This is a genomic window from Pseudoxanthomonas sp. SGT-18, from assembly GCF_003931645.1.
Classification (GTDB): Bacteria; Pseudomonadota; Gammaproteobacteria; order Xanthomonadales; family Xanthomonadaceae; genus Pseudoxanthomonas.
Genome location: NZ_RRYJ01000009.1, coordinates 120,643 through 139,892 on the forward strand (window position 1 = coordinate 120,643; position 19,250 = coordinate 139,892).

The 19,250-nt window shown below is 72.5% G+C and carries 18 protein-coding genes; all 18 read left to right on the plus strand.

Annotated elements, in window-relative coordinates; genetic code table 11:
- Positions 1–187: 187 nt before the first annotated feature.
- Positions 188–1,012: a flagellin domain-containing protein gene (locus EIM47_RS12810; RefSeq protein ID WP_125077122.1), complete on the plus strand. Its 825-nt coding sequence runs from the start codon at positions 188–190 to the stop codon at positions 1,010–1,012.
- Between the two features lie 236 nt (positions 1,013–1,248).
- On the plus strand, positions 1,249–4,821 hold the full coding sequence (locus EIM47_RS12815; RefSeq protein ID WP_125077123.1) for a glycosyltransferase: 3,573 nt from the start codon (positions 1,249–1,251) through the stop codon (positions 4,819–4,821).
- 96 nt (positions 4,822–4,917) lie between these two features.
- Positions 4,918–6,261, plus strand: a complete 1,344-nt coding sequence (gene fliD, locus EIM47_RS12820) for a flagellar filament capping protein FliD (RefSeq protein ID WP_125077124.1) — start codon at positions 4,918–4,920, stop codon at positions 6,259–6,261.
- A 101-nt stretch (positions 6,262–6,362) separates the two neighbouring features.
- Positions 6,363–6,773 (plus strand): flagellar export chaperone FliS, encoded by a 411-nt coding sequence (fliS, locus tag EIM47_RS12825; RefSeq protein WP_125077125.1) that lies wholly within the window; start codon positions 6,363–6,365, stop codon positions 6,771–6,773.
- Positions 6,770–7,066 (plus strand): hypothetical protein, encoded by a 297-nt coding sequence (locus tag EIM47_RS12830; protein WP_125077126.1) that lies wholly within the window; start codon positions 6,770–6,772, stop codon positions 7,064–7,066. The genes fliS and EIM47_RS12830 overlap by 4 nt, the downstream gene beginning before the upstream one ends.
- Complete coding sequence (locus EIM47_RS12835; protein ID WP_125077127.1) at positions 7,066–7,299, plus strand: hypothetical protein; 234 nt, start codon at positions 7,066–7,068, stop codon at positions 7,297–7,299. The genes EIM47_RS12830 and EIM47_RS12835 overlap by 1 nt, the downstream gene beginning before the upstream one ends.
- Positions 7,296–7,877, plus strand: a complete 582-nt coding sequence (locus EIM47_RS12840) for a PilZ domain-containing protein (RefSeq protein ID WP_028915046.1) — start codon at positions 7,296–7,298, stop codon at positions 7,875–7,877. Before EIM47_RS12835 ends, EIM47_RS12840 begins: the two co-directional genes overlap by 4 nt.
- 92 nt (positions 7,878–7,969) lie before the next feature.
- Positions 7,970–8,611 (plus strand): response regulator transcription factor, encoded by a 642-nt coding sequence (locus EIM47_RS12845; RefSeq protein ID WP_019398893.1) that lies wholly within the window; start codon positions 7,970–7,972, stop codon positions 8,609–8,611.
- Positions 8,612–8,819: 208 nt separating this feature from the next.
- On the plus strand, positions 8,820–10,250 hold the full coding sequence (gene rpoN / locus EIM47_RS12850) for an RNA polymerase factor sigma-54 (RefSeq protein WP_125077128.1): 1,431 nt from the start codon (positions 8,820–8,822) through the stop codon (positions 10,248–10,250).
- 22 nt (positions 10,251–10,272) lie between these two features.
- Complete coding sequence (locus tag EIM47_RS12855; protein WP_019398891.1) at positions 10,273–10,653, plus strand: response regulator transcription factor; 381 nt, start codon at positions 10,273–10,275, stop codon at positions 10,651–10,653.
- The gene (locus tag EIM47_RS12860) at positions 10,650–12,092 is read left to right on the plus strand and encodes a sigma-54 dependent transcriptional regulator (protein ID WP_125077129.1); all 1,443 of its coding nucleotides are present in this window, start codon (positions 10,650–10,652) and stop codon (positions 12,090–12,092) included. Before EIM47_RS12855 ends, EIM47_RS12860 begins: the two co-directional genes overlap by 4 nt.
- A 192-nt stretch (positions 12,093–12,284) precedes the next feature.
- Complete coding sequence (gene fliE / locus EIM47_RS12865; RefSeq protein WP_125077130.1) at positions 12,285–12,662, plus strand: flagellar hook-basal body complex protein FliE; 378 nt, start codon at positions 12,285–12,287, stop codon at positions 12,660–12,662.
- A 17-nt stretch (positions 12,663–12,679) separates the two neighbouring features.
- Entirely contained in the window at positions 12,680–14,383 is a 1,704-nt protein-coding gene (fliF, locus tag EIM47_RS12870) for a flagellar basal-body MS-ring/collar protein FliF (protein ID WP_028915054.1), read from the plus strand.
- A 13-nt stretch (positions 14,384–14,396) separates the two neighbouring features.
- Positions 14,397–15,386, plus strand: coding sequence for a flagellar motor switch protein FliG (fliG, locus tag EIM47_RS12875; protein ID WP_026010577.1), 990 nt, complete (start codon positions 14,397–14,399; stop codon positions 15,384–15,386).
- Positions 15,383–16,006, plus strand: a complete 624-nt coding sequence (locus EIM47_RS12880) for a FliH/SctL family protein (RefSeq protein ID WP_125077131.1) — start codon at positions 15,383–15,385, stop codon at positions 16,004–16,006. Before fliG ends, EIM47_RS12880 begins: the two co-directional genes overlap by 4 nt.
- Complete coding sequence (fliI, locus tag EIM47_RS12885) at positions 16,003–17,409, plus strand: flagellar protein export ATPase FliI (protein ID WP_019398885.1); 1,407 nt, start codon at positions 16,003–16,005, stop codon at positions 17,407–17,409. The genes EIM47_RS12880 and fliI overlap by 4 nt, the downstream gene beginning before the upstream one ends.
- Positions 17,406–17,861: a flagellar export protein FliJ gene (gene fliJ / locus EIM47_RS12890; protein ID WP_028915057.1), complete on the plus strand. Its 456-nt coding sequence runs from the start codon at positions 17,406–17,408 to the stop codon at positions 17,859–17,861. Before fliI ends, fliJ begins: the two co-directional genes overlap by 4 nt.
- Complete coding sequence (locus EIM47_RS12895) at positions 17,858–19,009, plus strand: flagellar hook-length control protein FliK (RefSeq protein ID WP_125077132.1); 1,152 nt, start codon at positions 17,858–17,860, stop codon at positions 19,007–19,009. Before fliJ ends, EIM47_RS12895 begins: the two co-directional genes overlap by 4 nt.
- The last annotated feature ends 241 nt before the right edge of the window (positions 19,010–19,250 follow it).

Below are 19,250 nucleotides of genomic sequence, written 5' to 3' on the forward strand. Positions count from 1 at the left end.
CTCTTTGAGCCACGCAAGTGCCCGGTAGCAAAGAAAAGAATTCCGGCACGGCACTAAAGCTTCGAATGCTGCCGCCGTTAATGGATACAGCAGCGGCACCGGTCAGATTGATGACCCCCCTGCGGAGGTCCGGCCAAGGCTTACGCAGTCCTACCCGCCGGGATGAATCGCTTAGAGGAGACTCAAAATGGCACAAGTCATCAACACCAACGTGATGTCGCTCAATGCGCAGCGCAACCTGAGCACCAGCAGCGCGAGCATGGCGACCACGATCCAGCGCCTGTCCTCCGGCCTGCGCATCAACAGCGCCAAGGACGACGCCGCCGGCCTGGCCATCGCCCAGCGCATGACCGCCCAGGTCCGCGGCATGGACGTCGCCGCCCGCAACGCCAACGACGGCATCTCGCTGGCGCAGACCGCCGAAGGCGCCCTTGGCTCGATCACCGACAACCTGCAGCGCATCCGCGAGCTGGCCGTGCAGGCCGCCAATGGCACCAACAGCGACGACGACCGCGCCGCGCTGCAGAAGGAAGTGGAGGAGCTGTCCGCGGAAATCACCCGCGTCAAGGACAACGCCCACTTCAACGGCATCAAGCTGCTGGACGGCAGCAGCTCCACCTTCGAGATCCAGGTTGGCGCGGACGCCAGCACCGATAACCAGATCACCATCAGCACGGTTAACATGAGTGCTACGGCAACGGCGGTCGCCGCCCTGGATATCTCTACGGCATCTGGTGCCACCGCCGCGCTGACCGCGATCGACAGCCAGCTGAAGACGGTCAACGACGCCCGCGCCGCCCTGGGTGCGATCCAGAACCGCTTCTCGTCGGTGATCTCCAACCTGCAGACCAGCTCGGAAAACCTGTCGGCCGCCCGCAGCCGCATCCAGGACACCGACTATGCGAAGGAGACGGCGGAACTGACCCGCAACCAGATCCTGCAGCAGGCCGGTACGGCGATGCTGGCCCAGGCCAAGGCGATCCCGCAGAACGTCCTGAGCCTGCTGCAGTAAGCCAGGCCAGCGCGGTAACCGCACCAGGCCCGCCCCGGTCCCACCGGGGCGGGCTTTCCTTTTTTCCGGCGCCCGGCGGCGGCACGCGGCTTGCATCAGCTTCCCGGTCGCCGGCGGCAGCCGCTGCGCGACGACGGCCCGGCGGCGGATGGCCCCGCTTCCGGGATCCGGTCCGGGTGCCGCCCCACGGCGCGCGCCCGTCCGGGCCGCGCGGCCATCCACTCCCCGGGTGATCCATGTACCAGAGCAGACTCCACCGCAGGTTGCGCTTCCCCTACTACCTGATGGCTCCCGACTACCAGGAAGCCTCGTCCCGGGTGCAGTGCGTCCACTACCTGTGCCATGCGCTCAACCTCGAGGGCGCGGACGCCTACCTGGTGGGGGCCAAGGTGCTCAACCCGGCGCTGAAAACGCCCGTGCTCACGGACGAGATGATCGCCCGGCACGTGGCGGAAGGCCGGCCGGGCATCGCCATCTATCCGGAAATCGTGCAGGGCTCGCCGATCCCGGCCGCGGTGGCGGTGCGCTACATGCTCAACCGCGAGGGCGTGATCGGCGGCAAGCCGATGGATCCCGGCCCGGACGACCTGTACATCTACCACCGCAGGGAGTTCATGGACCCGGAGCGCCCGGGCCAGCTGCTTACCGTGCCGATGGTGGATCCGGAGCGCTTCAGCCCGCAGCCGGAGGTCGAGCGCACGCTGGACCTGCTCTACCTCAACCGCGTGCCCGCCTCGGAGGTGGACTTCTCGCGCCTGCCGCCCGGCATCGTGGTGCTCTCGCCGGAGAACCGGCTGGGGCTGGACGAGCTGGCGGACGTGCTGCGCCAGGCGCGCGTGCTCTACACCTACGAGTCCTCCACCACCTGCCGCCTGGCGATCATGTGCGGTTGCCCGGTGGTGCCGCTGGTCGCGCCCGGGTACGAGAACCTGGCGGTCACGCCGCGGACCGTCGCCGACCTCGGCGGCGGCGGCTTCGCCTGGGACGACTCGCAGGAATCGCTCGAGCTGGCGCGTTCGCAGTGCGGACGCATCCGCGAACTGGTCGTGAAGATCGAGGACCGGTTCTGGAAGCAGCTGCACAAGTTCATCGAGACCACCCAGGAGGCCGTGCGTGCCAGGCAGCCGGTGGCAGCGGCCCCGGGCGGCCTGCGTGGCTGGCTGGAGGCGCGCACGCCGTTGCCGGCGCAGGCGCAGATCATTGCCGGCGCCCTGGCCCAGGAAGCCAACCCGGTCATCGGCGTGCTGGTCAACGGCAGCGATCCCTTGCGCCTGGGCCGCACGTTGCGCAGCCTGGCCCAGGCCCGGGAGCTGTATCCGCACCTGAAGACCTGGTGCGTCGCCGCGGACGGCACCGCACTGCCGGCCGACGCAGCGCAGGGCATCGAGGCCCTGCCAGCCGGCGCTTCCGCCGGCGCGGCCGGCGCGGCCAACGCGATCGCCGCGGCCGGCGCATGCGACTGGCTGATGGTGGTCGATGCCGGCTGCGAGTTCGTGGCCCCGGCCATGCAGTTGATGGCGGTGAACCTGGTCGCCAATCCGGAGCTGCGCGCGGTGTACGCCGACGCGGTGCAGCGCGATCCCGGCGGCGGCCTCTCCGCCCTGTTCCGCCCGGACTTCAACCTCGACCTGCTGCTGTCCGCCCCGGGCAGCCACGCCCGCCACTGGCTGTACAACTGCAAGGTGCTGCTGGAGGCCGGCGGCCTGGCGCCGGAGCACGGCCAGGCCGCGGAACTGGACCTGCTGCTGCGCCTGGTCGAATCGGGCGGCTTCGCCGGCCTGGGCCACGTGCACGAGCCGCTGCTGGTCACTCCGCTCCAGGTGCTGCGCAGCCTGCCGGAGGAGGAGCGCGCGATCCTGCGCCATCTGCGCGACCGCGGCTATGAGGGGGCGAGCGTGGCCAGCCACCTGCCCGGCCTGTACCGCGTCGGCTATGGCCACCCCGACCAGCCGCTGGTGTCGGTACTGGTCCCGACCCGCGACCAGTTCGCCCTGGTGCAGCGCTGCCTCGACACCCTGCTGGAGAAGACCCGCTACCCGAACTACGAGGTGCTGGTCGTCGACAACGGCAGCACCGAGGAGGCGGCGTGCCGCTGGCTGGACGGCATCGAGGCCATGGGTAGCGAACGCCTGCGCGTGCTGCGCCATCCCGGTCCGTTCGACTATCCGGCGCTGGTCAACGCCGCCGCCGCGCAAGCGCGCGGCGAGTACCTGCTGCTGCTGGACAACGACACCGCCATCGTCGACGGCGACTGGCTGGACACCATGCTCAACCACGCCCAGCGGCCGGAGGTCGGCGTGGTCGGGCCGAAGCTCATCAAGCCCGACGGCAGCGTGGAGGCGGCCGGCCTGGTGCTGGGCGCCGGGATCGGTGCGGCGCCTGCGTTCGAGGGGCACAAGCCGCAGGACGCCGGCTACATGTACCGCCTGCAGGTGGACCAGGACTACTCCGCGGTCCCCGGCTCCTGCCTGATGGTGCGGACTGCCGTGTTCCACGAGGTGGGTGGCCTGCGTGGCGGCGACCTGCGCCACGCCCACAGCGACGTGGACTTCTGCCTGCGGGTGGGCCAGGCCGGCTACCTGGTGGTCTGGACCCCGCATGCCCTGGTCCTGCACGAGGGTGGCGCCAGCCGCGCCCGGGTGGACACCGCGCCGCTGGAGGACAAGGCGCAGCGGGCCAAGGCCTCGCTGGAGGAGCTGTACCGGCAATGGCTGCCGCGGTTGGCGCGCGACCCGGCGCACAACCTCAACCTTTCGCTGGGCGAGCGGCCGTTCCAGGTCGAGACCGCGTCGTGGCTGAACCACGATCCCCTGCCCTGGCGGCCCCTGCCCGTGGTCCTGGCCCTGCCCGCCGACCGCCACGGCTGCGGCTACTACCGCGTGATCCACCCGGCCCGGGCCATGTCGGCCCACGGGGTGGCCGATGCCAGGGTCGGCGACCGCTACCTGAGCCCGGTGGAGCTGGAGCGGATGGCGCCGCAGGCGGTGGTGTTCCAGCGCCAGATGCTGCCCGAACAGGCCGAGTCGCAGCGGCGCATGACCGGCTTCAGCGACGTATTCAAGGTGGCCGAGCTGGACGACTACCTGCCCAACGTGCCGCTCAAGAGCGCGCATCGCAACCAGCTGCCGCAGGACGTGCTCAAGAGCATGCGTGCGGCGCTCAAGCAGGTGGACCGGCTGGTGGTCTCCACCGAGCCGCTGGCCGAGGCGCTGCGCGACCTGCACCCGGACATCCGGGTGTCGCGCAACCGCTTGCCGGCCGAGTGGTGGGGCGGACTGCGCGGCGGCCGGCGCCAGGGCAAGCGCCCGCGCGTGGGCTGGGCCGGCGGCATCGGCCATCGCGGCGACCTGGAAATGGTGGCCGACGTGGTCGAAGCGCTTGCCGGCGAGGTCGAGTGGGTGTTCATGGGCATGTGCCCGGAGCGGCTGCGCCCGTACGTGCACGAGTACCACCCGGGCGTGGCGATCGAGCAGTACCCGGCGCGCCTGGCCGCCCTGGACCTGGACCTGGCGATCGCGCCGCTGGAGGACAACCAGTTCAACCGCTGCAAGAGCAACCTGCGCCTGCTGGAGTTCGGCGCCTGCGGATTCCCGGTGGTGTGCAGCGACGTGGAGCCGTTCCGCGACGGCCTGCCGGTCACCCGGGTCAAGCGGCGCTTCCGCGACTGGATGGAGGCCATCCGCATGCACCTCAGCGACCTGGACGCGGCCGCTCGGGCCGGCGAGGCCCTGCGCGAGGCGGTCCACCGCGACTGGATGCTGGACGAGGCCAGTGCCGGCGCCTGGCTGGCCACCTGGCTGCCCGACTGAGGTCCGGCCGGCGGCGCCTCAAGATGCGCCGCCGGCGGCCGCTATCGACACCGGAGCACTGCGCGGCAGCGCAACCTGGACAAGCGAGGAAACACCATGGCATCGATCTCGACGGGCGGTTCCGGGCTGGACATCGCAAGCCTGGCGGCCCAGCTCGTGCAGGCCGCGCGCCTGCCCACCGAGGCCCGGATCAAGAGCCAGGCCAGCACGGTCGACGCCAAGCTGTCGGCGGTGGGCCAGGTGAAGAACGCCCTCAGTTCGCTGCAGGCCGCGCTGGACAAGCTCGCGTCCGCCGCGGACAAGCCCGCCTTCCAGGCCACCGTGCAGGAAGGCGCCGGCTTCACCGCCACCGGCTCGTCCGAAGGCATGGCCGGCAGCTATGCCGTCGAGGTGCTGTCGGTGGCCACGGCGCAGAAGCTGTCCTCGGCCGGGCACGCGCCCGGCGCGGTGATCGGCAGCGGAACCCTGACCATCGCCTGGGGCAGCGAGGACGACCAGAGCCTGAGCGTGGAGTTCGCGGAGGGCGCCACCCTGGCCGACATTGCCCGCGCCGTGAATCGTGCGGCCGGCGGCAAGGGGGTCAGCGCCACCGTCATCACCGCCGACGACGGCGAACATCTGGTGTTCACCGCCCGCGAAACCGGCGTCGCAAATGCCCTGTCGATCACCGCCAGCGGTGGCGACGGCGGGCTGCTGGCGGTCAGCAACGGGGCCGGCGGCGGCCTGGCCGAACAGGTGGCCGCCGCCGACGCCCGGGTGCGGGTGGACGGCTTCGAGCGCACCTCCGCCAGCAACAGCATCAGCGGCCTGGTGCCCGGGGTGACCCTGGCCCTCGCCGCGGCGAAGCCGGGCGAGACGTTCCGCCTGGACGTGAAGCAGGACAATTCGGCGCTGGAGAAGGCCATCGAGTCGTTCGTCTCGGCCTACAACAGCCTCGGCTCGGTCCTGAAGTCGACCAGCAGCTACGACGCCAACACCAGGACGGCCTCCGCCCTGACCGGCGACATCCTGGTCCGCGGGCTGCAGCAGCAGCTGCGTACCCTGACCAGCGGCAACTCGCAGGCGCTCAAGGCCCTGGGCATCAGCGTCGACAAGAACGGCACGATGAGCTTCGACAAGGCGAAGCTGGGCGACACCCTGGCGTCGGAGCCGCAGGCCATGTCGCGGCTGTTCGGCGCCGAAGGCGCGCTCACCACTCCGCTGAAGACGCTGCTCAAGGCCCAGCTCGACAGCGACGAGGGCACCATCGCCCAGCGCACCGACAGCCTGAAGAAGCAGCGCGAGCGCCTGGACGACCAGCTGGACCAGCTGGACCTGCGGATGGAGAAGCTGCATTCGATCTACCTGGCGCAGTTCACCGCCATGGAAAGCATGATCGTGCAGCTGCAGGGCAGCGCCAGCTCGCTCAACGGACTGCTGGCCCAGGCCAGCAAGGACTGATCCGGGAGCCAGCTCAAGCCATGGCCCGGGCCGCCGATAACAGGGGTGTGACCGGTTGCTCCGTCCGCCACCGGTCGTAGAACGCCCGAGGAATCCCCACCATGTACGCCGCCAAGCGCAACCTCGCCGACCAGTACCGCCGCACCGGGATCTCCTCCCGCGTCGCGGAAGCCGATCCGCACCAGCTGATCGCGCTGCTGTTCGAGAGCGCCGGCCAGCGCATCCGCCGCGCCCAGGCGTGCCTTGACCAGGGCGACGTCGCCCAGAAGGGCAAGGCCATCGGCGAGGCCTGCGCGATCCTCGGCCACCTCAGCGGCTCGCTGGACCACGAGGCCGGCGGCCAGGTCGCCTCGAACCTGGCGTTGCTGTATGACTACATCATCCGCCGCCTGACCGAGGCCAACCTGCACAACGACCCGGCGCCGCTGCGCGAGTCGCTGGACCTGCTGGTGGAGATCGAATCGGCCTGGAATTCCATTCCCCAGGCCCAGCGCGTGGCGATGCCGTCATGAGCGCCGCGGCCCGCCTGGCGGAACTGCATGCGGCCATGGACCGGATCCGGGAGGCGCTGGAGCGCGACCAGATCGAGGCCATGCCGCCCATGCTGGACGCCTACGACCGGGCCGTGGACGAGTTCTGCCGGATGGAAGGCGCCGCCGCGCTGCGGGAGGGCGTGCAGGCGCTGCACGAGCGCCAGCAGCAGGTCATCGCCGCCATGCGCGTCCGCCAGGACCGGCTGCAGGCGCTGATGCGCCAGCAGCGCCAGGCCAACCGCGCGGTACACGCCTACGCAGGGGTGCGCTGATGGCGGCCCCCACGCTGGCCGCCCTGTTGCACGATCTGGCCTGCCTGCGCCAGGCGCTGGAATGCGAGGACTTCGGGGCCGCCGGCGAGATGCTGGCCGGATACGAGCTGCACCTGCGCCAGTTCATCGAGACCTTCAGCCCCACCGCCCCCCAGCTGGTGCTGCGGGGCCTGCTCCAGCTGCAGAACATCCTGCAGCTCGACCACGGCCAAGCCCCCGGAGGTAGTGCATGAACAATCCCGCCTGGCCCGCCACCGCGCAGGCCGCCGAGCACGGGCTGTTCGGCGACGTGCTCACCTGCGACGCCGTCCTGCCGGCCAGCTACCTGGCCGACGCCACCGCGCGCACCGCCCAGGCCGAGGCCCTGCTGCAGGGCCTGGCCCAGGTCGAGGACCTGCGCGGCAGCGAGGACTCCGGCGAGGAAAAGCGCGGCGAACTGCCACTGCTGGCGCAGCGCCTTGACGCCAAGCTGGACCTGGTACTGGTGCTGCTGGGGCGGCTGGTGCGCCAGGCCAATCCGCCGTTGCCGCCCACGCCGCTGCGCTGGTCGGTGCGCGGGCTGCGCCTGCAGCTGGCGGCCGACGCCGCCCTGCCGGAGCCGGACTCGGCCGGCAGCGTGCGCCTGCAGCCGGCCGACTGGCTGCCCGACGACGTCGAGCTGCCGGTGATCGTCAGCGCCGCCGCACGCGGGCCGCAGGCCAGCTGGGTCTGGCTGCGCTTCCCCGCCCTGCCCCCGGGACTGGAGGAGGCCATGGGCCGCCACCTGTTCCGCATGCACCGCCGCCAGGTCGCCGACGCCCGCCGCCGCTAGGCTTGAACCGCGAACGCGGTCGCGGATGGCTACAAAAGCCCACGCCCATGGGCTAAGGTGGCAGGAATTTTCCCGGGGATCGGCAGCAGGCCGTGCGAGTTCTGATCGTTGACGACCACACCCTGGTCCGCGCGGGCCTCAGCCGCCTGCTGCAGACCTTCGAAGGGGTGGACGTGGTCGCCGAAGCGGCCAACGCCGACCAGGCCATCGACCTGGCCGCGATCCACCGCCCCGACCTGGTCCTGCTCGACCTGTCCCTGCCAGGGCGCACCGGCCTGGAGGCCCTCAGCGGGATCCTCGAGAAGGTGCCGGAGACGCGGGTGGTGATGATGTCCATGCACGACGACCCGCTGCACGTGCGCGACGCCCTGGACCGCGGCGCCGCCGGTTTCGTGGTCAAGGATGCCGCCCCGCTGGAACTGGAGCTGGCGCTGCGCGCGGCGGCCAACGGCGAGGTGTTCCTCAGCCCGCGCATCTCCTCGCGCATGATCGCCCCGCTGCTGGGGCGCTCGCGCCAGGCCCGCCCCGAGGGCGTGGCCGCCCTGCCCCCGCGCCAGCGCCAGATCCTGGCCCAGATCGGCCGCGGCCTCAGCAGCAAGGAAATCGCCAGCAGCCTCGGGATCAGCGTCAAGACGGTGGAGACCCACCGGGCGCGCATGATGGAGGCCCTGGGCTGCCGCCGCGCCAGCGAACTGGTGCTGCTGGCGGTCAAGCACCAGCACGAGCTGGGCTGAGCCGTTCCGGCGCGGCGAAATTCCGGCGCCACCGTCCCCGAAATGCGCACTGCGTCAGGATTTCAACGATGCTGTAGGTAAAAACCCTACACGCTGTAGGGGCTACCCCCTCAGGAATCAGGCGTCCCCCGATTCTTCCGCCGACGCAACCGGGGCAGGATGCTTCACATCGGCGTGACGAAACCGGCGCCGAATGGGGAAAAGCAAGATGAAGGCCATCCAGTCCGCGCAGTTGGGCCAGCAGCTCAACCTGACGCCGCAGCTGCTGCAGTCGATCCGGCTGCTGCAGCTCAATGCCCAGCAGTTGCAACTGGAGGTCACCCGTGCGCTGGAACTGAACCCACTGCTGGAGCTGGAAGAGGAAGCCCAGGCCGAAGCCCAGGCGCCGGCCGCCGGGGACGTCGAGCCGGCTGCGGTGGCCGGCGTCGAGACCGCCGCCTTCGACGAACTGCCCGAACCCTCGATGTGGGACGTGCCCGGCGCCAGCTGGAGCGGCGAAGGCGAGGACCGCACGCAGCGGATCGCCGAGCCCGGCTCCAGCGACCCCTGCGTGCGCGTGCTGCAGGCCCTGGCCCTGGAACTGGAGCCAGCCGAGCTGGAGATCGCCGCCTTCTGGCTGGAGCACTGCGACGAGTCCGGCTACCTGGAAGGCGAACACTCCGCCCTGCTGCTGCGCGCCACCGCCCGCTTCGACGTGGCCGCCGCGCGCATCGAGGCGGTGCGCCAGCGCCTGCTGCACGGCGAGCCGGCCGGACTGGCCGCGCGCGATGTCGGCGAGTGCCTGCAGGCACAGCTGGCCGCCCTGCCCGCGCCCTGCCCCGGGCGGCCGCTGGCCGCGCGGATCCTGGAATCCTGCGTCGATGCGCTGGCCGCGCACGACCATGCCGCCATCGCCGCCCGCCTGGATGCCGACGAGGCCGATGTCGCCGAGGCGGTGCGCCTGATCCTGTCGCTGCAGCCGCGTCCGCTGCAGGAGGCGGTGGAGACGGCGGACGGCTACGTGGTCCCCGACGTGGTGGCCTGGCATGCCGACGGCCAGTGGCGGGTGGCGCTGAACCCCGCCACCGCCCCGCGCGTGGCGATCAATGCCGGCTACGAGCGCGCCCTGGCCCACGCCGGCGACGGCGAAGGCGCCGCGGCCATGCGCGAACTGCTGCAAGAGGCGCGCTGGCTGACCCGCGGCCTGTCCATGCGCTACGAGACCCTGCTGCGCACCACCCGGGTCCTGGTCGAGCGCCAGGCCGCCTTCCTTGCCCGCGGCGAGGAAGCGATCGCCCCGCTGACCCTCAAGGAAGTGGCCGACGAGATCGGCATGCACGAGTCCACCGTCTCGCGCATCACCAGCGGCAAGTACATCCAGACCCCGCGCGGCACCTTCGAGCTCAAGCAGTTCTTCGCCGTGCGCCTGGAGGGCGCCAACGTCTCCGGCGCCGCGGTGCGGGCGATGGTGAAGCGCCTGATCGAGTCCGAGCCGCCGGGCCGGCCGCTGGCCGACGACGCCATCGCCGCGCTGCTGGCGCGCCAGGGCGTGCACATCGCCCGGCGTACCGTGGCCAAGTACCGCGAACAGCTTTCCATCCCCACCGCGCGCGAGCGCCGCCGCGCCGCCGCCCCCGCCGCGCTGGCGCGCGCCGTCTGACCCCCGCCCCCGGAGTAGCCCGATGCGCAAGATCCGCGTCCTGCTGGTCGACGATCACGAGGGATTCATCAATGCCGTCCTGCGCCACTTCCGCAAGCTGGAGTGGCTCGAGGTGGCCGGCACCGCCGGCAACGGGCTGGAGGCGATCGAGCGCTCCGAGGCCCTGCGCCCGGACGTGGTCCTGATGGACCTGGCCATGCCCGAGATGGGCGGGCTGCAGGCCACGCGCCTGATCAAGGCCCAGGACGAGCCGCCCTTCATCGTCATCGCCTCCCATTTCGACGACGCCGAGCACCGCGAGCACGCCACCCGCGCCGGTGCCGACGGCTTCGTCAGCAAACTGTCCTACCTCCAGGAAGTGGTACCGATCCTGGAGCGCCTAGCCGGAGTCCAAGCGTCATGAGCGAATCGCGCATCCTCGTCCTCGATAGCCAGGGGCCGCGTGCCGAGCACCTGTGCGGGTTGCTCGAGTTCATGGACCTCAACCCGCGCTGGGCCGCCTCGCCGTCCGACGTCAACACCGGCCGCCAGCGCCCGAGCGACTGGATGGCGGTGGTGGTCGGCACCCTGGACGACGACGAGTCCGCGCGCGCGTTCTTCGCCTGGCTGGGCGCCGCCCAGCTGCCGCCGCCGGTGCTGCTGCTGGAGGGCGACACCGCCGCCTTCGCCACCGCCCACGGCTTGCACGAGGCCGGGGTGTGGCCGCTGGAATCGCCGATCCGCCACGCCCAGCTGGAAGCCTGCCTGCGCCGGGCCAGCCTCAAGCGCCTGGACGCCGAGCAGCAGGGTTCCGGCGCCGACGACGGCCCGACCGGCACCAGTCCGGCGGTGCAGCGCCTGCGCCGCATGATCAGCCAGGTGGCCCCGTTCGACACCACGGTCCTGGTGCTGGGCGAGTCCGGCACCGGCAAGGAAGTGGTCGCGCGCACGATCCACCAGCAGTCCGCGCGCCGCGGCGGCCCGTTCGTGGCGATCAACTGCGGCGCCATCCCGCCGGACCTGCTGGAGAGCGAGCTGTTCGGCCACGAGAAGGGCGCCTTCACCGGCGCGCTGACCGCGCGCAAGGGCCGCTTCGAGATGGCCGAGGGCGGCACCCTGCTGCTGGACGAGATCGGCGACATGAGCCTGCCGATGCAGGTCAAGCTGCTGCGCGTGCTGCAGGAGCGCAGCTTCGAGCGGGTCGGCGGCAACCAGACCATCAAGTGCAACGTGCGCGTGATCGCCGCCACCCACCGCAACCTCGAGGACCGGATCGCCGAGGGCCAGTTCCGCGAGGACCTGTTCTACCGGCTCAACGTGTTCCCGATCGAGATGCCGGCCCTGCGCGAGCGCGCCGAGGACCTGCCGGCGCTGGTGCAGACCATCTCCGCGCAGCTGGCCCGCTCCGGCCGCGGCGAGATCCGCTTCGCCGACGCCGCGCTGGCGGCGCTGGCCGGCTACCCGTGGCCCGGCAACGTGCGCGAGCTCACCAACCTGGTCGAGCGCCTGGCCGTGCTCAACCCGGGCGGCCTGGTGCGCCTGGAGGACCTGCCGGCCCGCTACCGCGCGCATGTCCCGGCCGGCGTCGAGCCGGTGGCGATCGTGCCCGCCACTGCCGCTGCCACCACCACGCCGGCCGCGCCGGCCGCACAGGCACCTGCCGCGGTCGAGCTGCCGGAAGACGGCCTGGACCTGCGCGAGCACATGGCGCGGATCGAGCTGAAGCTGATCCGCGAGGCGCTGGAGCGCACCCAGGGCGTGGTGGCCCACGCCGCACAGCTGCTCGGCCTGCGCCGCACCACCCTGGTCGAGAAGCTGCGCAAGTACGGCATCGAGAAGGAGCACAGCGAGGTGATGGGCTGATCCTCCGTGCCCCCGCGCGGGCCCGTCCGGCCCGCAGGAGCGCCCCGCGATGCGGGGCGTTCGCGTTTTCCGGGCCAGCCGCGCCCGCCCCGCCGGCAGCCGGGCCGGTTTTCCGGCGCAAGGCCCCGCCGGCGCCGTGGCACACCGCTTGCATCGCCTGCGGCGACACCGGCCCATGCCGCAGGGAAACCCATGACCGACTCGATCAGCTCCGTCCTGTCGCAGATCCGCGCCTACCAGGGCCAGCTCGGCCAGGCCGCCGCGCGTGCGGGCGACGTGGCGCGCAGCGATGCGATCCAGGGACTGGGCGCCATGCAGGCACCGGGCGCGACCCAGGGCACCGCCGCGCCGAGCTTCACCCAGACCCTGGCCCGCGCCCTGGAAGGCGTCAACGCCGCCCAGGCCAAGGCCGGCGAGCTGCAGGCCGCGTTCGAGCGCGGCGAGCCGGGCGCCGACCTGGCCCGGGTGATGGTGGCCTCGCAGCAGTCGCAGGTGGCGTTCCGCGCCACGGTGGAGGTCCGCAACCGGCTGGTGCAGGCCTACCAGGACGTCATGAACATGCCGCTGTGACCAGGGACTGACACACGATGGCGATCACTCTTTCCAAGGACAGCTTCAACCGCGAGCAGGCCACCGAGAAGGCGGCCCAGGCGGTGGTCAAGCTGCAGGAGATGCAGCTGGGCCGGAAGCTCGGCACCCTGCTGGCGATCTCGCTGGCGGTGGCGGCCGGCCTGTACGTCTTCTTCTGGTCGCAGAAGCCGCAGTACACCCCGCTGTACACCGGGCTGGACGCCAAGGCCACGGCCGAGGCCGCCGACCTGCTGCGCGCCGCGCAGATCCCGTTCAAGCTCGACCAGGCCACCGGCGCCATCTCCGTGCCGGAGGCCAACCTGCACGACGCGCGCCTGAAGCTGGCCGGCTCCGGCCTGACCGAGAGCGGCCGCCTGGGCTTCGAACTGATGGAGCGCGACCCGGGCTTCGGCGTCAGCCAGTTCGTGGAGAACGCGCGCTACCAGCACGCGCTGGAAACCGAGCTGGTGCGCACCATCGCCACCCTGCGCCCGGTGCGCGACGCGCGCGTGCACCTGGCCATCCCCAAGCCCTCGGCCTTCACCCGCCAGCGCGAGGTGGCCAGCGCCTCGGTCGTGCTGGAACTGCGCTCCGGCGCCCTGCTCGAGCGCAACCAGGTGGACGCCATCGTCCACCTGGTCGCCTCCTCGATCCCGGACCTGGCCCCGGAGCGGGTGACCGTGGTCGACCAGAACGGCCGCCTGCTCAGCAGCAACGGCCAGGACAGCGCCTCGGCCCTCAGCGCCGCCCAGTTCGAGCAGGTGCGGCGCCAGGAGACCTCGTTCAACCAGCGCATCCGCGAGCTGCTGGAGCCGCTGACCGGCACCGGCCGGGTCAACGCCGAGGTCACGGTGGACATGGACTTCTCGGTCACCGAGGAGGCCCGCGAGCTGTTCAACGCCGAGCCGCAGAAGCTGCGCAGCGAGCAGGTCAGCGAGAACACCACCGCCGGCGAGGGCCCGCAGGGCATCCCCGGCGCCACCAGCAACACCCCGCCGGGCGCGGTCGCCCAGCAGCAGGCCGACGGCACCCCGCTGCCCGGCACCACCGCGGCCGCGCCCGCCGGCACCAGCTCGCGCAGCGCCACCCGCAACTTCGAGCTGGACCGCACCCTGCAGCACACCCGCCAGCCGGCCGGCCGCATCCGCCGGGTGACCGCCGCGGTGGTGGTCGACCACGTGCCGCGCCCCGGCCCGGACGGCAAGGTCGCCCTGCAGCCGCTGTCGGAGCAGGAGCTGGCGCGCCTGCAGGAGCTGGTGCGCCAGGCGGTGGGCTTCGACGCCGCCCGCGGCGACCAGGTCTCGGTGGTCAACGCCCCGTTCGTGCGCGACGACGCGCCGGCGGTCGAGGGGCCGAAGTGGTGGGAGGACCCGCGCGTGCGCGACGCCCTGCGCCTGCTGGTGGGAGCGGTGGTGGTGCTGGCCCTGCTGTTCGGCGTGCTGCGCCCGAGCATCCGCCAGATCGTCGCCCCGCCCGCGCCAAAGAAGGAGGAGAAAGCCGAGCCGGCCACCGCCGAGGTCTCCCTGGTCGAGGACGGCGAGGACCTGCCCGCGCTGGCCGAGGACACGGCCCAGCTCGGCCTGCAGGCCCCGCAGCCGCCGGCGGCGCTGCCCTCCGATGCCTACGAGGACCGCCTGCGCAACGCCCGCGAGGCCGTGCGCGCCGACTCCAAGCGGGTCGCCCAGGTGGTGAAGGAGTGGTTGGGAAATGAAGCAGCCTAGTCTCCAGTCCGAACTGACCGGCGTGCAGCGCGCCGCCGTGCTGCTGCTGTCGCTGGGCGAGAGCGACGCGGCCGAGGTGCTCAAGCACATGAGCGCCAAGGAAGTGCAGAAGCTCGGCCTGGCGATGGCAACCATGAGCGGCATCAGCCGCGAGCAGGTCATGGACGTGATGGAGCAGTTCGAGCAGGCGCTGGAGCGGCAGACCTCGCTCGGCGTGGGCGCGGACGACTACATCCGCAACGTGCTGATCCAGGCGCTGGGCGCGGACAAGGCCGGCAGCCTGATAGACCGCATCCTGCTGGGCCGCAACACCACCGGCCTGGACACGCTCAAGTGGATGGACCCGCGCGCGGTGGCCGACCTGGTGCGCAACGAGCACCCGCAGATCTGCGCCATCGTGCTTTCCCACCTGGACCCGGACCAGGCCGCCGAGGCGCTGAAGTTCCTGCCCGACCGCGCCCGCTCGGACGTGCTGCTGCGCATCGCCACCCTCGACGGCATCCCGCCGAACGCGCTCAACGAGCTCAACGAGATCATGGAGCGACAGTTCGCCGGCAACCAGAACCTGAAGTCGTCCAACATCGGCGGCGTCAAGGTCGCGGCCAACATCCTCAACTTCCTCGACGGCGGCCAGGACCAGTCGATCCTCGGCGAGATCGGCAAGGTCGACAACGAGCTGTGCCAGCGCATCCAGGACCTGATGTTCGTGTTCGACGACCTGGTCGAGCTGGACGACCGCGAGCTGCAGACCCTGCTGCGCGAGGTCTCCGGCGAGCGCCTGGGCATCGCCCTGCGCGGCGCCGACATCAAGGTGCGCGAGAAGATCACCCGCAACATGTCCCAGCGCGCCGCCGAGATCCTGCTGGAGGACATGGAGGCGCGTGGACCGGTGCGCCTGTCCGACGTGGAGGCGGCGCAGAAGGAGATCATGACCATCGTCCGCCGCCTGGCCGATGAGGGCGTGATCAACCTCAGCGGCGGCGGTGGCGAGGAGCTGGTATGAGCACCGTCGTGCGCTGGATGGCGCCGGAGCTGGAGGTCGCCCCGCCCCCGGCACCGGAGCCGGAGATCGTGGAGGAAGTGCCGCTGCCGGTTCCGCCGACCCTGGAGGAGATCCAGGCCATCCAGGACGCCGCGCGCGAAGAGGGCTACCAGGCCGGCTTCGCCCAGGGGCACCAGGACGGCTTCGCCCAGGGCCAGGCCGAGGTGCGCCGGCTGACCGCGCAGATCGAGGGCATCCTCGACAACTTCACCCGCCCCCTCGCCCGCCTCGAGGACGAAGTCACCGCCGCGCTGGGCGAGCTGGCCGTGCGCATCGCCGGCAGCCTGGTGGGCCGCGCCTACGAGGCCGACCCGGCGCTGCTGTCGGAACTGGTGTCCGAGGCGCTGGACGCGGTCGGCGGCGCCAGCCGCGAGGTCGAGGTGCGCCTGCACCCGGACGACATCGAGACCCTGGCCCCGATGCTGGCGCTGGTGTCCGAGGCGCGCCTGGTGCCCGACCCGACCCTGGGCCGCGGCGACCTGCGCGTGCACGCCGAGGCGGTGCGCATCGACGGCACCCTGGAGGCGCGCCTGCGCGGCGCGCTGGAAAGCGTGATCCACAAGGCCGGAGCCAGCGCATGAACCCCGCCCCCGACCGCAATCCCGCCCTCGGCGGCGCCGTGCCGGCCGACTGGCTGTCCGCGCGCAACCTGCGCCTGGCCATGCGCCTGGGCGCCCTGTCCCCGGACCCGGCCGCCGGCCGCGGCCTGATCCGCGAGGGCATCCTGCGCCGCGCCGTGGGCCTGACCCTGGAAGCCACCGGCTGCGCGGCGCCGATGGGCGCCACCTGCCGGGTGGAAGTGGCCGACGGCGGCTGGGTCGAGGCCGAGGTCGTCGGCTTTGCCGGCGACCGCACCTCGCTGATGCCCAGCGCCGAACTGCACGGCCTGCTGCCCAACGCCCGCGTGGTGCCGGTGCGCCGGCGCGGCGGCGTGGAAGTGGGCGAAGGCCTGCTTGGCCGGGTGATCGACTCCGACGGCGTGCCGCTGGACGGCAAGGGCCCGGTCCGCGCCGAGGGCAGCGTGAGCATGGCCGGCGCCGCGATCAACCCGCTGGCGCGCGAGCCCATCACCCAGCCGCTGGACGTGGGCGTGCGCGCGATCAACGCCCTGCTGCCGATCGGCCGCGGCCAGCGCGTGGGCCTGTTCGCCGGTTCCGGCGTCGGCAAGTCGACGCTGCTGGGCATGATGACCCGCTTCACCGCGGCCGACGTGATCGTGGTCGGCCTGATCGGCGAACGCGGCCGCGAAGTGCGCGACTTCGTCGAGAGCACGCTGGGCGAGGAAGGCCTGCGCCGCGCCGTGGTCGTGGCCGCCCCGGCCGACCGCCCGCCGCTGGCGCGCCTGCATGGCGCCTACCGCGCCACCGCCATCGCCGAGTGGTTCCGCGACCAGGGCCTGAACGTCCTGCTGCTGATGGACTCGCTGACCCGCTTCGCCCAGGCCCAGCGCGAGATCGGCCTGTCGGTGGGCGAGCCGCCGACCACCCGCGGTTACCCGCCGAGCGTGTTCGCCAAGCTGCCGGCGCTGGTCGAGCGCGCCGGCAACGGCGCCAAGGGCCGTGGCTCGATCACCGCCTTCTACACCGTGCTGACCGAAGGCGACGACCCGCAGGACCCGATCGCCGACGCCGCGCGCGCCATCCTCGACGGCCACATCCTGCTGTCGCGACGGATCGCCGACGCCGGCCTGTACCCGGCCATCGACGTCGAGTCCTCGGTCAGCCGCGTGGTCCAGGACATCGCCGACGAGACCTGGCGCGAGCGCATCCGCGCGCTCAAGCGCCTGGTCGCCGCCTACAACGCCAACCGCGACCTGATCGCCATCGGCGCCTACCAGCGCGGCAACGACCCGCTGGTGGACGAGGCCCTGGCGCGCTGGCCGCAGATCGTCGAATTCCTCGGCCAGGACGTGGCCCGCTCGGCCGACCTGGAACATAGCCGCCAGGCCCTGGCCGACCTGCTGCACAAGGAGAACGCCGCATGATGCAGTCCCGCCGCATCGATCCGCTGCTGCGCCGCGCGCAGGAGCACGAGGATGCCGTGGCGCGCGAGCTGGCCGAGCGCCAGCGTGCGCACGAACTGCAGGAATCGCGGCTGGAGGAGCTGCGGCGCTACGCCGCCGAGTACGCCGCCAGCCAGATGTCCGCGATCAGCCCGGCGCAGCTGGCCAACCGGCGCGCCTTCCTCGACCGCCTGGAGAGCGCGGTCGAACAGCAGAGCCGGAACGTGGACCGCAGCCGCGAGCGGCTGGAGGCCGAACGTGCCCGCCTGCTGCTGGCCAGCCGCGACAAGGCGGTGCTGGAGCAGCTGGCGGCGAGCTACCGCGCCCAGGAACGCAAGGCCGACGAGCGCCGCAGCCAGCGCGAGATGGACGACCTGGGCGCGCGCCGCGTGCGCGCCGCGCAGCAGGCCCGGCAGGAAGGAGAGTCGCAGTGACCCCGAGCCTGTTTGCCGCCGTCGCCCCGGCGCCGAAGACCGCCCCGGCAGGCTCCCCGCCCTCCCCGCGCGGCGCCTCCGCCGGCGGCGAGGGCCAGGATTTCGCGCGCCTGCTGGAAGGCCCGCAGGACGCCGGCGCCGCGCGCAAGGGCCCTGCCCGCGCCGACGCCCCGGCGCGCCAGCCGGGCAAGGACGAGGCCCCGGCCCGGGACGAGCTGCCGGGCGCCCCCGGCGAGGCCCGCCCGGCTACGGAGGAATCCGCGGAAGCGGCCACCGCCGCGCCGGCGGCCACGGACGAGACCCCGGGCACGGACAGCGATGGCGAAGCCGCCGCCAGCGACTGGCCCCCGCCGGGCCTGGCCTGGCTGCTGCAACCGCCGGAACCGGCGCCGCCGGCCCCGGCCGCCGGCGCCGCCGTTCCCGCTCCTGTTGCGGGCAATGCCGGCGAAGGCGAGCCCGCCGCGGCCGGCAAGGCCACGGCCCCGCTGCTGCCGGACCTGGCCGCCCCCGCCGCGCGCCCGCTGGCCGCCGCCCCGTCCCCCGCTGCCGAACCCCTGCCGCAGGAGGATGCCGCCGGCGAGGCCCTGGACACCCTGGCCGGCGCCGCGCGCCACCTGCAGGCGCTGGTCCCGGAGACCGGCCCGGAATCGCAGGCACCGGCCTTCGTGCTGCCGCTGGCCAACCCGGCGCCAGTGGCCGCACCCGCCGCGGCGCTACCGGCCACCCCGGCGCACCTGCCTACCCCGCAGCTGGGCGACGCCGGCTTCGCCGAGGATGTCGGCAGCCACGTGGAGTGGCTGGCCGGGCAGAAGATCAGCCATGCCGTCATCCGGGTCTCGCCGCGGGACCTGGGCCCGGTCGAGGTGCGCCTGCAGCTGGATGGCGACCGCCTGAGCGCCGACTTCAGCAGCGCCCAGGCCGAGGTCCGCCAGGCGCTGGAGCAGAGCCTGCCGCGCCTGCGCGAGATGCTGGGCCAGCATGGCTTCGAGCTGGCCCATGCCGGGGTTGGCCACGGCCAGGCTGGCGACCGCGAAGCGGCGTCGCAAGGCCGCCAGGGGAGTGGCGGCGAAGCAAACGGCGACGAACCGGCGGCCACGGCCCAGCCGGTACGGATGGCCCGACGCGGCCTGCTCGACGCCTACGCCTGACCGTCGCGGTGCCGGTCGCGCGGCACCGCTGTCCCCGGACCTGGTCCGCCGCGCTGCTTCGATGGTGCGTGTTTGCTGCCCCGCCCTGGCCGCGTCCGCGGCCGGGGCGCAGGTGCCTGTCGCAATCCCGATCGCCAGGCCCCGGCCATGCCGGCCGTGCGGCCACGCGCCGGACCTTCGCCGGCTCCGCCGCCGCTCGTCGTCAAACCGTCGCCGCGCTTGCGGCACGCCGCTTGCATAG